This is a genomic window from Rhizobium alarense, from assembly GCF_021555155.1.
GTDB classification, from domain to species: domain Bacteria; phylum Pseudomonadota; class Alphaproteobacteria; order Rhizobiales; family Rhizobiaceae; genus Rhizobium_D; species Rhizobium_D alarense.
Genome location: NZ_JAKGBU010000088.1, coordinates 3,167 through 17,388, shown reverse-complemented (window position 1 = coordinate 17,388; position 14,222 = coordinate 3,167). Strand labels below are relative to the sequence as shown.

Genomic DNA, 14,222 nt, shown 5'->3' with positions numbered 1-14,222 from the left:
GGGGCTCGACCCGCGGCTCGCTCGGCGCACGAATTTTGGCAATGAGCGAGCTACTCGCTTTCTCCCCCCTTGCGGGGGAGATGCCGGCAGGCAGAGGGGGTGTCACAGTCACCCTCCTATCGCTCACTGGAAATAGACGATGCCCCTGACGATGAAAAGAAAGCTGGTGACGGCGGCGCTCCTGGCGCCGGCGACCGTGTGGCTGTTCGTCTTCCTCGTCCTGCCCTTCGTCGCCATGCTGGTCTTCTCGGTCGGCGAGCGGGGACCGGCAGGCGGCTATCAGGCGGCCTTCACGCTGGCGCATTGCGCCAACCTGTCGGCCCGGTCCGCCGCCTACTGGAACACGCTGCTGCTTGCGCCTGTCGGCGCCTTCCTCTGCCTCCTCGTCGCCTATCCGGCGGCCTATTACCTCGCCGTCAAGGCGGATCCGAAATACCGGCTGCTGCTCGTCTCGCTCGTCGTCGTGCCCTTCTGGACAAGCCTGCTGGTGCGCACCTATGCCTGGATGTACATCCTCGGCTCGCGCGGCATCCCGAACCTTCTGGAAATGATCGGCATCGAGGACGTGCGCATCCTCAACACGCCGGGCGCCGTGCTGCTCGGCATCGTCTACGGCTACCTGCCGCTGATGATCATGCCGATCTATGTCAGCCTCGAGAAGCTCGACCGCCGGCTGCTTGAGGCCTCGGCCGATCTCGGCGCGAAGCCGGTCGCGACCTTCTTCTCGGTTACCGTGCCGCTCTCCCTGCCCGGTGTGATGACGGGCATCGCCCTGGTCACGATCCTGCTGCTCGGCGAATATCTGATCCCGCAGCTTCTCGGCGGCGGCAAGGTCTTCTTCATCGGCAATGCGCTGGTCGATCTCTTCCTGCAGTCGCGCAACTGGCCCTTCGGCTCGGCGATCGCCGTCACGCTCGTCGCCATCGTCGTCGTGGTGCTGATGGTCGCGATGCGCATCGCCTGGCGCGTCTCCGGCACCAGGCAGGTGGATCTCGTCTGATGCGCGCGCTGATCACCTCCGTCTATCTCTTCCTCTATGCGCCGATCGCGCTCGTCGTGCTGTTCTCGTTCAACGCCGGCCGCAATGCGAGCGAGTTCACCGGCTTCTCCACGCAGTGGTACGGCAAGGCGCTCGCCAATCCCTTCCTCGTCGCCGCCCTCCAGAACAGCCTGATCATCGCCTTCGTCAGCGCCGCACTCGCCGCCGTGTTCGGGACCATGGCGGCCCTCGGCCTCGAGCGGCTCGGCGCCCGGACGCGGGTGGTTTTCGACGGGCTCCTCGCAGCCGCCATCGTCGTGCCGGGGGTCGTCATCGGCATTGCGACACTGGTGGCCCTCGTCGCGGTATTCGGTGCCGTCAACCCGGTGATCGCCGGCATCTGGCCCGGCGCGGCGCCGCCGCAGCTCGGCCTCGGCTACGGCTCGATCATCGCCGCGCACGGCCTCTTCACCATGGCGCTCGTCACCATGATCGTGAAGGCGCGCATCGCGACGCTCGGGCGCGACATCGTCGAGGCCTCCGCCGACCTCTATGCGACGCCGCTGACCACCTTCCGCCAGATCGTGCTGCCGCAGATCCTTCCCTCGGTGCTGGCCGGCTTCCTGCTCGCCTTCACCTTCTCCTTCGACGATTTCATCGTCGCCTTCTTCGTCGCCGGATCGAAGACGACGCTGCCGATCTACGTCTTCGCCTCGATCCGCCGCGGCGTGACACCGGAGGTGAACGCGATCGCCACGATGGTGCTCGTCGCGTCTCTTCTCCTGATCCTCATTGCCCGCCTGCTGATGCGCGACGGAACGACAAAAAAGACTGCCGGGGAGTGAAACCTATGATTCTCGAGGACCGCATCGCCTTCGTCACCGGGGCGGGCTCCGGCATCGGCCGCGCCGGTGCCGCCTTCATGGCGCGCGAAGGCGCCTTCGTCTGCGTCGCCGACCGCGACACGGCAGCCGCCGCCGAGACCGTGTCCGCGATCCGGCGGACAGGCGGCGGGGCGGAGGCGATCGTCGTCGACGTCACGGACGACGCGGCGCTCGAAGCGGCGGTCGCCGACGTGCTCGACCGCCACGGCCGGATCGACATCCTGCACAACCACGCCGGCGCACAGGTTGCCGGCAGCCTGGAGGAGGTGCCGCTCGACGGTATCGATCTTTCCTGGAAGCTCAATGTGCGCGCCCACCTGATGGCCGCGCGCTTCGTTGTGCCTTCCATGAAGGCGCGGGGCAAGGGCGTGATTCTCAACACCGCGTCTTCCTCCGGCGTCATCTACGACCGGGAGATGATCGCCTATACGACGACCAAACATGCCGTGATCGCCATGACGAAACAGATGGCAGGCGACTACGCGCCGCACGGCATCCGCGTCAACGCGCTCTGCCCCGGCTGGGTCGACACCCCCTTCAACGCGCCCTTCATCGCCCAGATGGGCGGGCGCGGCGCGATCGAGGCCTATATCCGTGAAAAGGTGCCGATGGGGCGCTGGGCCGCCGTCGAGGAGATCGCCGAGCCGATCCTCTTCCTCGTCTCCGATCGGTCGAGCTACATGACCGGTCAGATCCTCGTCGTCGACGGCGGCGAAACGGTCGTCTAGAAATCAGACCCGTGCCCAGGCCAGCGCCATCGTGCCCTGGTGGACGACGATCGGCGCATGGTGCGGCACACGGCTGTAGAGGTCGATGACGTCCTGGTTGATCAGCCGCACGCAGCCGGAGGATACCGCCTTGCCGATCGAGGCCCATTCGGGCGTGCCGTGCAGCCGGTACAGCGTATCCTCACCGTCCTGGAAGATGTAGAGCGCGCGCGCCCCGAGCGGGTTCTGGACCCCCGGCTCCATGCCGCCGTTCTCGACCGAGTATTTCGCGAGTTCGGGCTGGCGCGCGATCATTTCGGCCGGCGGCTTCCAGCGCGGCCAGGCCTGCCGCCAATGGATGATGCCCTGCCCTTCCCAGGCAAATCCGTCACGGCCGATACCGACGCCGTAGCGCATCGCCGTGCCGCCGGGCTCGACCACGTAGAGGAAGCGACCGGGCGTATCGACGACCACGGTTCCCGGCGCCTCACCCGTCGGGTCATTGACGCGCTGGCGGAGGAACTTGGGGTCCATCTGCTGGTAGGGAATCGCCGGGATGATATGCCCGCCGTCCTCGACGGTCCCGTAACGCGTCGCCAGTTCCTCCGGCGTCGCCGGCGTGATGGGATAGCTGACGCGCTGCGGAACAGGCGTTCGCCGCCAGGACGGCGCCGTGCTGGCGCATCCGGACAGCGTCGCGGCGGCACCGAAAAGAAAGGCTCTTCGCGACAACGAGCAGACCATGGGCATTCGCGAAACTCTCTCCAGTGGCAAGACAAAGGCGACCCGATGGCTAGCCAATGCCGGGCGGCACTGGCAAGAAGCCTGCGGATCACTTCTTCGGCATCGTCGCCGAGGCTGCCGTCTTTTGAAACTATGCCGGAAGAGCAACCGCTTCAAGAACCGGGGGATGTGGAATGGCATCTGTCTCGATCAATCCCGATCATGTCCGGGAATTTGCTGACGCTGACGATTTCCGCCGCTGGCTCGGCAACAACCACGACAGCGCGCCGGAACTGTGGATCAATATCCACAAGCGCGGCTCCGGGCTCAGGTCCATCAGCCCGGAACAGGCGATCGAGGTCGCCCTGTGCTGGGGCTGGATCGACGGCATCCGCAAAGGGCTGGACGACAGGAGCTTTTTCCAGCGCTACAGCCCGCGCGGCAGCAGAAGCGTTTGGAGCAGGAAGAATGTCGAGACGGTCGGCCGCCTGATCGCCGACGGCCGCATGACCGAGCATGGCCTGAAGCCGGTCGAGGCGGCCAAGGCGGATGGCCGGTGGGACAAGGCCTATGGCAGCGGCAGGGAGATGGCGATCCCGCCCGACCTGCAGAAAGCCATCGACGCCGAGCCTCTGGCGAAGGAAATGCTGGGGAAACTCAGCGAACGGAACCGCTTCGCCCTCGCCTTTCGCGTGCATCACATGAAAACCGAGGCCGGCCGGAAGCGGAAAATCGAAACCTTCGTCGCGATGCTGAAACGCGGCGAGACGATCTACCCGCAAAAGCCGGCGTAGCGGGCCTCCGGCCCATCCTCAGCTCGACTGACCGTAGAGCCAGTTGTGCCAGTCGTCCACGCTGCCGTTGAAGACATTGAGGTCGATCTGGCCGTCGACGCCGTGCGACAGGCCCGAGCCGGAATATTGCCAGAAGACCCACTTGCGGTTCGGGTAGCGCTTCGCCGGATGCGCCGCGACGGAACGCAGCCAGAAGGGGTAGCCCTTCAGCTCGCCGGCAAGATTGTCCGCATAGAAATCCGGTGCCGTGTAGATGACCGGGCGCTTGCCGTAGTGGCGTTCGAGCATGTCGGCAAAGACCTTGATCTTTTCGAGATACTGCGCGCGCGACAACCGCTTCTTGCAGCTCGACTGGCCATTGTATTCGACATCGATCACCGGCGGCAGCGCATCCGGATCCTTCGGCACGTTGCGGATGAACCATTCGGCCTGCGAACTCGCGACGCGGCACCAGTAGAAGAAGTGATAGGCGCCGCGCTTCAGCCCGGCCTCCTTCGCCCGCTTCCAGTTCGTCCGGAACATCGGATCGAGATGGTCGCCGCCATCGGTCGCCTTGATATAGGCGAAGTTCGCGCCCTGCGAACGCAGCTTCGGCCAGTTGATCTCGCCCTGCCAGCGCGACACGTCGACGCCGTGCACCGCATAATGCCGCGGCGTGCGCTTGCCGAAGTTGATCGGATGCGCGTCGCGGAACTTCTGGCCGTAGATCTGCATGCGCTGGCCGCGCGCCCCGGCATCGCGGGTGATCGCGATCGCGCCCTTCGCGGGCTTTTCCAGCGGGACGATCACACCGGCTTCGCCGGGTATGCCGTCGAAGGCATGGGTCTCGGGCATCGCCGCCGCCCAGGCGAGTTCCTCCTGCTTGGCGGTCTCCTTCTCGACCGTCTCCCCGACCGCCATGGCCGGAACCGGCGCGGAAACCGTTACCGAGCTCGTCGTTTCCTTGGACGGCGTGATGGCGAGAGCCGAGGTATCCGGCCCGGAACTGGAGGCGCAGCCCGCGAGATAGGTGCAGGCAAGAAAGATCGCTGGAACAACCGGAAAACGCATGGGCACCCGCACGCAGAACAAGACCGAAGTGCCGTCCCGCAACAGGCGGGGACGGAAATTGCTAACGGGAGATTACCGGGAAATGTTAAATGCGAAGTTTACGCGCGCGGTCGGGGCGGCGGTACGCGGACCGCCGGCGGCAGGCGCTGCAACAAAAATGACGGCCTGACAATTCTTCGGACGGCAGGAAGAAGCGGAGCGGAAGAAGAAGAATTTGCCGGATATTCGGATCGCCCGATATGTCAAACGACACAACCGCAGTGTATGATCCCGTTGTTTCTTGGAGATATTTTCCGGAAGCATGGTCAAACCGGACAATCGCGTCGTGTTCGCATGTTCGAGGGGGAGCAGGAAATGTCTGTACAGCCGGAAGAAAAAATCGAACCGCAGGCGGCAACCTGGCGGTTCAAGGCGGGCGTTGCCCTGCTCTGCCTCGCCGTCGCCATGTGGCTGTGCGTGCCGCTTGCGGCCTCGGCGGGCATTTCAAGCACCAGGATCGCCGCGATGACCGGCGGCATCTTCATCCTCAACAAGGTGATCCTGCTGCTCGTCATCGCCGTCATGGGCAAATCCGGCTTCCAGCAGCTCAAAAGCCGGATCTTCAGCTATTTCCGCCTCGCACCGGAGGAAAGCATCAGCCGCACGCGCTACAATCTGGGCCTCGTCATGTTCGTCCTGCCGCTGCTTTCAAGCTGGCTCGAACCCTATGTCGATGCGCTCTGGCCGGGCCTGCGCCCGAACCTCTGGCAACTCCAGCTGCTGGGTGACGTGATGTTCCTCGCAAGCTTCTTCGTCCTCGGCGGCAATTTCTGGGAGAAGATCCGCGCCCTGTTCATCCGGGGGGCACGCATCGTCTATCCCTCCGCCGCATAGGCCACTCCATCCGCGAAGGTCCGCGCGGGGCAGCCCGCGTGGAGGCACTCCGCACATTTTTTTCAGAGGACGTAACCGTGGCTTCCGACGACACGATGAGCGAGCCCGCTCCGACACGAAATCCGTTGCGCAGAACCGCGATCGTCATCGCGCTTCTTGCCCTGCTTCTCTTCGTCCTTTCCGTTTTCATGGAACGGCGGACGCCCTCGACGTCGCAGGCGCAGATCCAGGCCTATGTCGTGGGCATCGCCCCCGAGGTGACGGGCCGCGTCGTCGAGGTCAACGTCACCGACAATTCCCTCGTCGAGCCCGACCAGGTGCTGTTCCGCATCGACCCGACCCGCTACGAGATCGCAGTGGCCCAGGCCGAAGCCGGGCTCGCGCGGATCGGGCAGTCGATCGGCGCCTCCACCGCCAATGTCGATGCCGTGCAGGCGCGGGTCGTCGAGGCGAAGGCCAGCCGCGACAACCTCAGCGAGGTGGCGGGACGCGCAAGCGAACTCGTCAAGCGCGGCGTCTATGCACGCTCGCAATATGACGAGGCGAAATCGGCGCTCGACCAGGCGGAAGCCGTGGTGCAGGCGGCCGAGGCGGACCTCGCCCGCGCCCAGGAGGAACTGGGGCCTGCCGGCAACGACAATCCGCAGATCAAGGAAGCACTCGCCGCGCTCGAACACGCCCAGCTCGATCTGTTGCGCACCACGGTGCGCGCGCCGTCCGCGGGCGTCGTCACCAATCTGCAGCTCTCGATCGGCAAGGTCGTCTCGGCCGGCCAGTCGGCCATGACCTTCATCGATGTGGGAACGGTGTGGATCGCCGCGGCCTTCAAGGAAAACAGCCTGGAAAGGGTCGCCGTCGGCAACGATGCCGAAATCCTCTTCGACGCCCTGCCGGGCCGCCTGTTCAAGGCAAAGGTGGAAAGTGTCGGCCTGGGCGTCTCGCAGGGCGGGACAGACCCTGCGACGGGACTGCCGACGATCCGCAGCGACAGCGGCTGGGTGCGGGAGGCGCAGCGCTTTCCCGTCCGGCTGATCCTCGACGAGCCCCGTCCGAAGGGTGTGCGCTACGGCTCGCAGGCAACCGTCGTCATCTATACCGGCGACAATCCGGTGACGAACGCCTGGGGCACGCTGTGGATCCGCATCCTGTCGGTCCTGACCTATGTCGGCTAGCCCGGCGAGCGGCGACCGCCTTGCCGAACAGCGGCGCAAGGGGCTGCGCGTGGCGCTCGCGGTCTCGGTCGGCTTCACCGCGTCCGTTGCCGCAGGCGCCATCGTGCCCTTTCTCGGGCCGCTTTTCGCCGCACAGTTCCTGCTGGCGGAATCCCGGCCGATGCCGCTCGCGCGGATGCTGGGCATGGTGCTGCTCATCCTGCTCGCCGGCATCGGCATGATGGCTGTTACGGCATCCTTCGGGGATCACCCGCCGACATTCCTCCTGCTGCTGGCGTTGGTCTATTTCCCCTGCTTCCTGGCGCAGACGGCGGGAAGAGGCGGCGCCGCGCCCTTTCTCATCCTCGTCGTGGCGATCATCGTGCCGCTGCTCGGCATTCTCAACGAGACGCTCGCCGCCTCCATCCTGTCGATCCTGACGATCGGCGTCCTGACGGGCGCGGCCCTCATGTGGGCAGCCCATGCGCTCGTTCCGGAACCCGTTTCGGACGCGCAGCAGGCCGAGCCGCCGCCGCGGCGGCCGGCATCCCACCTGCGGGCGCTCGCCAACACCGTCATCCTGCTGGCGGCGGTGACGATCTGCCTGACGAGCGACGAACTCGCGGCCGCCCTCGTCATTCCGATCACGGTCGCCTCGCTGCTCGGCCAGATCGATCTTGCGACGAGCAGCCGGGCATCTTTCGGCCTGGTGATCGTCAACCTCGCCGGCGGCGTCGTCGGCTCGCTCGCCTACGCGATCCTCATGCTGCGCCCCAACCTCCTCACGATGTTCCTGATCGTCCTGGTGGTGAGCCTGCTGGCCGGCGGACGGGCGGCGGCGCGATCGCCCGACGCGAAGGTCTTCGCGGGAGCCCTGACGATCTTCCTCGTGCTGTTCGGGCTCGGCGTCTCGCCGCTGCCCGGCAGCGCCGCAGAATCCTTTTCGACCCGCATTCTTTATGTCATGGGCGCCATCGCCTACACGCTGCTGACGACGGCGCTGCTCTGGCGCAGTCCCGCGACGCCGCGCGCGGCAGCCTGAGCCGGCCCCGCCATGCGGGTGTCACCCCACCTGCACGTAGCCGATGCCCTTCTTCCCGATCTCGTCGAGCGACTCCTCGTAGCCCGCATCCGCATAGCGGATGACGCCGAGCGACGTGTCGTTGGTCAGCGCCTGCTCCAGACGCTCCGCGCCCGCATCCGTGCCGTCCGCGACGATCGTCACGCCGCAGCTCGTCATGTAGCCGGCATAACCGCCACCGCCGGAATGGATGACGACGAGGTCGGCCATCGAGGAGGAGAGCAGCATGGCGTCGAGCAGCGGCCAGTCGGCGATGGCGTCCGAGCCGTCCTTCATGCGCTCCGTCATGATGTTCGGATGCGTCATGGCGCCGGCGTCGAGATGGTCGCGTGAAAAGGCGATCGGCCCCTTGAGTTCGCCCACCGCGACAAGCCGGTTGACCGCCAGCGCCAGCGCCGTGCGCTCGCCGTGGCCAAGCCAGGCGATGCGCGCCGGCAGCCCCTCGAAAGGCACGTTTTCGCGGGCGAGCCGGATCCAGTTGGTGACAATGCCGTTGTCGCGGAACATGTCGAGCACCAGATCGTCGATGCGCGCGATGTCGCTTTCCTCGCCCGAAAGCGCCATCCAGCGGAACGGGCCGATGGCGCGCGCGAAGAGCGGCCGCAGATAGGCTTCGGTGAAGATCGGGATGTCGAAGGCGTTCGCGACGCCGCCTTCCCGCGCCTGCGTGCGGATGAGGTTGCCGTTGTCGAAGACTTCCGCGCCGCGTTTCTGGAAGTCGAGCATCGCCGAGACATGCTCGACGATCGAGGCGCGGCTGGCCGCCATCAGCTGCCCCTGCCCGTCGTCGCGCAGCCCCTTCACCTGGTCGAGGCTCATGCCCTTCGGCACGTAGCCGTAGACGAGGTCATGCGCCGACGTCTGGTCGGTGACGATGTCCGGCACGATGCCGCGCCGCGCGATTTCCGGATAGATTTCGGCGGCATTGCCGACAAGTCCGATCGAGGTCGCGCGCTTCTCCTTCACGGCCGCCTCGATCATCGAAAGCGCGGTGTCGAGGTCCGGCGCCACATGTTCGAGATAGCCGACCGCCTTGCGCGCCGCCGCACGCGCGGGATCGATGTCGACACAGAGGATGGCCGCCCCCGCCATGCGGCCGGCGAGCGGCTGCGCGCCGCCCATGCCGCCGAGGCCGGCCGTCAGGATAAAACGCCCGGCGAGGCTTCCGCCGAAGCGCTTTTCGGCGATGCGCATGAAGATTTCATAGGTGCCCTGGATGACGCCCTGGCTGCCGATATACTGCCAGGCGCCCGCCGTCAGCCCGCCCCAGCAGATCAGTCCCTTGCGCTGGAGTTCGTAGAACACCTCGGCCTTTGCCCATTGCCCGACGATGTTGCAGTTCGCCATGATGACGAGCGGCGCCTTGGCATGTGTTTTGAGGAGCCCTACCGGCTTGCCGGACTGGATGACCAGCGTCTGGTCCTCGTCCATCTCCGTCAGCGCCTTGACGATCGCCCTGTGCGAAGCCCAGTTGCGTGCGGCCTTGCCGAGCGCCGCATAGACGATGAGATTGTCTGGATCCTCGCCGACCGACAGCACGTTTTCGAGCAGCCGCAAAAGCGCCTCCTGCCGCCAGCCCTTGGCGCGCAGCACCGGGCCACTCGGGATCGGATAGTTCGGATGGCGCGGGTTCGGTCTGGGCATGCTCGTCTCCTGAGATCGGTTGTTCGGGGAGGCTCCCCCCTCTGCCCTATCAGGCCAGCGCGTAGCTCACGAGATCGATCCCCATCGCCTTCTCCACCGATGGATAGACGGTCGGGTCGAGCACGCTCGACGCCAGCGGGATGATCGACTTCGGCACATGCAGCACGAAGATCGTCATGCCGACCTCGAGCTGGCCGACGCTGAGCGGCTCGCCCTCCGGCGAAAGCGTGGTGATGACGTCGGGGAAGGTGGCGAGACGCCGGCCTTCCGCCGAGTCAACCGCCATGTATTCGTTCATGACGTGGAGCACCGTTGCGTCATCGCCCTTGCCGAGCGTTACCGTGCCGATGTCGAAGGCCTCCTTGGTATAGACCACCGACTTGTCGGTGATCGTACCCTCGCAGAGGATCGAACCGCCCGTCGTCCTGACCATGGCGTCGATGATCGCCGACCCGCCCTTGGCTTCGGCGGCAATGATCGCCTCGCCAAGCGTCAGCGCCAGCGAGATACCACCGAGCGCCGCATTCTTCCGCACATAGGAGGCACGCAGCGGGTTGCGGCAGGAGGCGATGAAGCCGCCGGACATGTCGGAGGCGGTGCGCAGGATCGGCGAGACTTTTGCCGTGGCGCCGCGTACGACAAGCTCGATGTAGCGGTTCTCGTCGCGGTTGCCGCCGACAGCCGTCTGGATCATCGGCTCGGGCGAACCGGCCATGCCGATCGAGCCCATGTCGCCGGTCGGATGTGCCCGCATGTCGCCGACGGCATCCAGCACCTTCGTGCCGAGGATGGCGGACGGCAGCCAGCCGTTCAGCGTCGAGGACTTGCCGTTCTGGCCGACCATCAGCGCCGAGACCTTCTCGCCGAGCGCCTCCTGCAGAAGCTCGACCGCCTTCACATAATCGACGCCGCGCATTTCCCAGGGCGTGGTCGAGGCCGGCGCCCCGATGGCAGCAGCGGTCGCCACCCAGTCGTCGTCGGAAAGCTCGTCGATGGAGACCAGTTCCGGCCTGCCGATGGAAACCGCCGCATAGCCGAGCATGCGCCCGTGGTCCGCCCAGCCGCCACCGCCGGCGGCATAGACGGACCCGCCCCTGACCGCTGCCTCGACGTCTTTTTCCATTAAAATCCGGCCCATCAGGCGCCCTCCTGACTCAATATCTTATCCAGCTGAATCACTGCGTTAAAAAGCACCGCCGCGCCCAGCGCGATATCGTCCGTCTCGGCGAACTCGTCCGGCGCGTGGCTGCGCCCGCCGAGGCAGGGCACGAAGATCATCGCCGAACGCGTGACCCGCGCCATCCAGGCCGTGTCGTGCCCGGCGCCGGAGGCCATGCGGCGATGGCTGGCACCCGCCGTCTCGCAGGCCGCATCCAGCACGTCGAGCAGCAGCGGATCGCCGGGCGTCGGCGGGTTGTCGGAAATGCGGCGCGGTGCCGCTATGATCGTACCGGTCTCGCGCGCGATCTGCTCGGTCAAAAGGTCGACGGATGCGGCGAAGAGATCCATCGCCGCCCGTTCCTCCGCCCGCGCGTCGATCAGCAACCGGGCACGCGACGGCACGACATTGGCGGCATTCGGTTCGATCGAAAATTCGCCGACCGTCGCCGTGAAATGCCCCGGTTCGCCAGAAAGCGATTTCGCCAGCGCCTCGATGCCCGTCACCAGCCGCGCGGCTGCCGCGAGCGCATCGGCGCGCGCGCCCATCGGTGTCGTGCCGGCATGGTCGGCCCGGCCCTCGACGACGATCTCGATGCGCGTGATGCCGGCGATGGCCGTCACCACGCCGATGTCGAGCTTTTCCGTTTCGAGCACCGGCCCCTGCTCGATATGCAGTTCGAGGAAAGCCGCGATATCCTTGCGCGCCTCGGCAGATATACGCGCCGGGTCGCCCCCAGCGTCGCGAATACCCTGCTCCAGCGTCAGCCCGTTGCTCTCGCGCGAAAACCAGTCCTCCGGCAGCACGCCGGCCATGCCGCGGCTGCCGATGCAGGATACGCCGAAGATCGAGACTTCCTCGGCGAGGAAATCGACGACCTCCAGGTCGTGGTCGAGGTCTATGCCCTGATCGGCGAGCGCGCGGGCCACTTCCAGCGCCACCGCTACGCCGGCGATGCCATCATAGCGCCCGCCATCCGGCACCGTGTCGGAATGGGAGCCGAGCATGATCGTGCCGAGGCCCGGCCTTTTGCCCGGCCGCCGGGCGACGAGGTTGCCCGCCGCGTCGATGCGGGTTTCGAGCCCCGCAGCCCGAAACCTGTCGAGAAGAAAATCCCGCCCCGCCGGGAACAGAGCGGTAAAGGCACGCCGCGTATAGGGCCGGCCGGGTTCGGTGAGCCGGGCAAGCCCGTCGATCACATCCGCGATGCGGGCGGGATCGACCGGCAGATTGGTTTTCGTCGCCGCCATCAGCGGCCACCGGAGGAAACGAGCGTCGGCAGCGGACGCACGAAGGCACCGGCGCCGGGTTCGGCCAGCACCTTGCTGCCGTCGAAGGCGAGCGTGCCGCGCAGCCAGGTCGCGGAAACGCGCCACGGCAGGTGGATGCCGTTATAGGGCGACCAGCCGACGACGTTGTGGCCGCTCGCGGCGGCATTGTAGGTGTAGGGCTCGGGCGTCAGCACGGTGATGTCGGCATCCTTGCCGGCCTCAAGCGCACCCTTCACATGATCGATCCGGAAATGCCGGGCCGGGTTCAGCGCCATCAGTTCGGCGGCGCGGGTCAACGGGATGCCGCGCTCCAGCGCGCCTTTGACGAAGAGCGGCACCATGACCTCCAGCCCCGGCACGCCGGAGGCGTTCGCCAGCATGTCCGGATCGGTCTTGCGGTCCTCCGACCAGCTCACATGATCCGTCGAGACCAGCGTGACATTGCCCGCCGCCACATGACGCCAGAGCTTTTCCACCTCGGCGCGCGGACGGATCGGCGGATTGATCTTCGCCTTGCCGCCGAGCCGCGCGACGTCGTTCTCCTCGTCGAGCGTCAGGTAATGGATGCAGCACTCGATGGTCGCGCGGTGCCCCTGCGCGCGGTAGGCGCTAGCGATCTCGTAGCCGCGGCCGAGCGAGCAATGCACCACATGCGCCGGGCAACCGGTCTCGGCGCCGGTCTCGTAGATCTGGTTGGAGGCGAGCAGTTCCGTCAGCGGCGGACGCGACAGGCCGTGCGCGCGATAGTCGGTGATGCCCATGGCCTTCACCCTGGCGATCGCCGCGCGCACCGCCTCGTCGTCCTCGTTGTGCACGCCAGCCGTCAGCCCCGTCGGGGCGATGGCGCGGAAGCAGTCCTCCAGCAGGGCGGCGGGAATGCGCGGAAACCGCTTCGGGTCGGTGCCGAAGGTAGAGAACTTGAAGGCGGCCACGCCGGCTTCGGCCATCTCGCCGATGCGCGCCGGCCCCTCTTCCGGATCGACCGTGCCGTAGAACGCGAAATCGACGCGCGCCTGCGGCGCGGCATGGTCGACCTTGATTTTTACGGCCTCGGCCGAGCAGACCAGATTGCCCTCGTCATAGGGCATGTCGACGATGGTGGTGACCCCGCCGGCCGCCGCCGAGCGCGTCGACCAGATGAAATCCTCCTGGTTCTTCTGCGACAGAGAATGCACCTGCGCGTCGATGGCGCCCGGCAGGATCAGCGCGCCGGAGAGGTCGTGCCGCTCCTTCGCCGCCGGCATGGCGCCCTGGCCGACATGGATGACCTTGCCGTCCCGGACCGCCACATGGCCACCCTCGACAAGGCGGTCCGGCAGCACAACGGTTCCCTTCAGCACGAGATCGAAATCGGCCATGGTCGTTTCTCCTCAGATCCCGAGCGCGAAGAAGCTGTCGAAGTCCTGCATCGGCGCTTCGGTGACGAAGGAGGCGAGCGCGTCCGGGCAGGCAAGATCGTGGTCGAGGGCCTCGATCTCGGCCGACAGCGGCCGGTCCTTGCGGTAGAAGGGGCAGATCGCCCGCGTCCGGTTATAGGCGACGGCGACGACACCCTCGGCATTGTCGCCGGCGAGATCGATCGCCTGCGCCGACAGCATGGCTTCCAGCGCCGCCAGCTGGCGAAGGTCGCGCACCTGGCTTTCCATGCGCTCGACGATCAGCGGCAGGAAGGTCGCCTCCTCCTCGAGGCCGCCGGCGACGACGATCGACTGCGCCGAGATCGGCACGGCGAGCGACTGGATGCGCATGTAGAGTTCGACGGCGAGCTTCACCAGCGGCCCGAAGCCGGTCGCCGCCTCGCCGGGCGCCACCAGATTGACCGGCAGGTTGCGGCGAACGCCGTTGGAGAGCAGCACGCAGCGGTTCAGCACGTTGCGGGCGAGATGGGCAAAGCCGGTCTGCGCCG

At 66.5% G+C, this 14,222-nt stretch carries 14 protein-coding genes; 7 read left to right on the top strand and 7 right to left on the bottom strand.

The features are described from left to right. The first annotated feature begins 139 nt into the window (after window positions 1–139). Genes LXM94_RS21540 through LXM94_RS21530 form a run of 3 tightly spaced genes read left to right on the top strand, consistent with a single transcriptional unit; the run spans window position 140 to window position 2,591 of the window. Entirely contained in the window at window positions 140–1,000 is an 861-nt protein-coding gene (locus LXM94_RS21540; protein WP_235773536.1) for an ABC transporter permease, read from the top strand. Continuing rightward, the gene (locus tag LXM94_RS21535; protein ID WP_235773535.1) at window positions 1,000–1,824 is read left to right on the top strand and encodes an ABC transporter permease; all 825 of its coding nucleotides are present in this window, start codon (window positions 1,000–1,002) and stop codon (window positions 1,822–1,824) included. Before LXM94_RS21540 ends, LXM94_RS21535 begins: the two co-directional genes overlap by 1 nt. Window positions 1,825–1,829: 5 nt before the next feature. Continuing rightward, window positions 1,830–2,591: an SDR family NAD(P)-dependent oxidoreductase gene (locus LXM94_RS21530; protein WP_235773534.1), complete on the top strand. Its 762-nt coding sequence runs from the start codon at window positions 1,830–1,832 to the stop codon at window positions 2,589–2,591. A gap of 3 nt (window positions 2,592–2,594) precedes the next feature. On the opposite strand, the gene LXM94_RS21525 is transcribed toward LXM94_RS21530, so the two are convergent. After that, the gene (locus LXM94_RS21525; protein WP_235773533.1) at window positions 2,595–3,320 is read right to left on the bottom strand and encodes a L,D-transpeptidase; all 726 of its coding nucleotides are present in this window, start codon (window positions 3,318–3,320) and stop codon (window positions 2,595–2,597) included. 167 nt (window positions 3,321–3,487) lie between these two features. Between LXM94_RS21525 and LXM94_RS21520 the strand changes: the two genes are divergently transcribed. Then, window positions 3,488–4,087: a YdeI/OmpD-associated family protein gene (locus LXM94_RS21520; protein ID WP_235773532.1), complete on the top strand. Its 600-nt coding sequence runs from the start codon at window positions 3,488–3,490 to the stop codon at window positions 4,085–4,087. A gap of 18 nt (window positions 4,088–4,105) precedes the next feature. Here the strand turns inward: LXM94_RS21520 and LXM94_RS21515 are convergent, their stop codons facing one another. Then, entirely contained in the window at window positions 4,106–5,137 is a 1,032-nt protein-coding gene (locus LXM94_RS21515; protein ID WP_235773531.1) for a glycoside hydrolase family 25 protein, read from the bottom strand. A 354-nt stretch (window positions 5,138–5,491) separates the two neighbouring features. Here LXM94_RS21515 and LXM94_RS21510 point away from each other — a divergent pair, with 354 nt between their 5' ends. From LXM94_RS21510 to LXM94_RS21500, 3 genes are all read left to right on the top strand, one after another. Then, window positions 5,492–6,010 carry a transporter suffix domain-containing protein gene (locus LXM94_RS21510; RefSeq protein WP_235773530.1) on the top strand — a complete coding sequence of 173 codons (519 nt, stop codon included), beginning with the start codon at window positions 5,492–5,494 and terminating at the stop codon, window positions 6,008–6,010. A 95-nt stretch (window positions 6,011–6,105) separates the two neighbouring features. Further along, a complete protein-coding gene (locus LXM94_RS21505) occupies window positions 6,106–7,182 on the top strand; it encodes an HlyD family secretion protein (RefSeq protein WP_235773540.1) in 1,077 nt (358 codons plus the stop codon). Continuing rightward, complete coding sequence (locus LXM94_RS21500) at window positions 7,172–8,203, top strand: DUF2955 domain-containing protein (protein ID WP_235773529.1); 1,032 nt, start codon at window positions 7,172–7,174, stop codon at window positions 8,201–8,203. The genes LXM94_RS21505 and LXM94_RS21500 overlap by 11 nt, the downstream gene beginning before the upstream one ends. Window positions 8,204–8,224: 21 nt before the next feature. Here LXM94_RS21500 and LXM94_RS21495 read toward each other — a convergent pair whose 3' ends face one another. The 5 genes from LXM94_RS21495 to LXM94_RS21475 form a co-directional block, all read right to left on the bottom strand. Then, on the bottom strand, window positions 8,225–9,886 hold the full coding sequence (locus LXM94_RS21495; protein WP_235773528.1) for a urocanate hydratase: 1,662 nt from the start codon (window positions 9,884–9,886) through the stop codon (window positions 8,225–8,227). Window positions 9,887–9,935: 49 nt separating this feature from the next. Next, on the bottom strand, window positions 9,936–11,024 hold the full coding sequence (locus LXM94_RS21490) for a DUF917 domain-containing protein (RefSeq protein ID WP_235773527.1): 1,089 nt from the start codon (window positions 11,022–11,024) through the stop codon (window positions 9,936–9,938). Beyond that, the gene (locus LXM94_RS21485; RefSeq protein ID WP_235773526.1) at window positions 11,024–12,295 is read right to left on the bottom strand and encodes a Zn-dependent hydrolase; all 1,272 of its coding nucleotides are present in this window, start codon (window positions 12,293–12,295) and stop codon (window positions 11,024–11,026) included. Before LXM94_RS21485 ends, LXM94_RS21490 begins: the two co-directional genes overlap by 1 nt. Continuing rightward, the gene (locus LXM94_RS21480; protein WP_235773525.1) at window positions 12,295–13,674 is read right to left on the bottom strand and encodes a dihydroorotase; all 1,380 of its coding nucleotides are present in this window, start codon (window positions 13,672–13,674) and stop codon (window positions 12,295–12,297) included. The genes LXM94_RS21485 and LXM94_RS21480 overlap by 1 nt, the downstream gene beginning before the upstream one ends. 12 nt (window positions 13,675–13,686) lie before the next feature. Continuing rightward, window positions 13,687–14,222: aromatic amino acid lyase (locus tag LXM94_RS21475; protein ID WP_235773524.1), on the bottom strand; the 536-nt coding region annotated here is incomplete at its 5' end.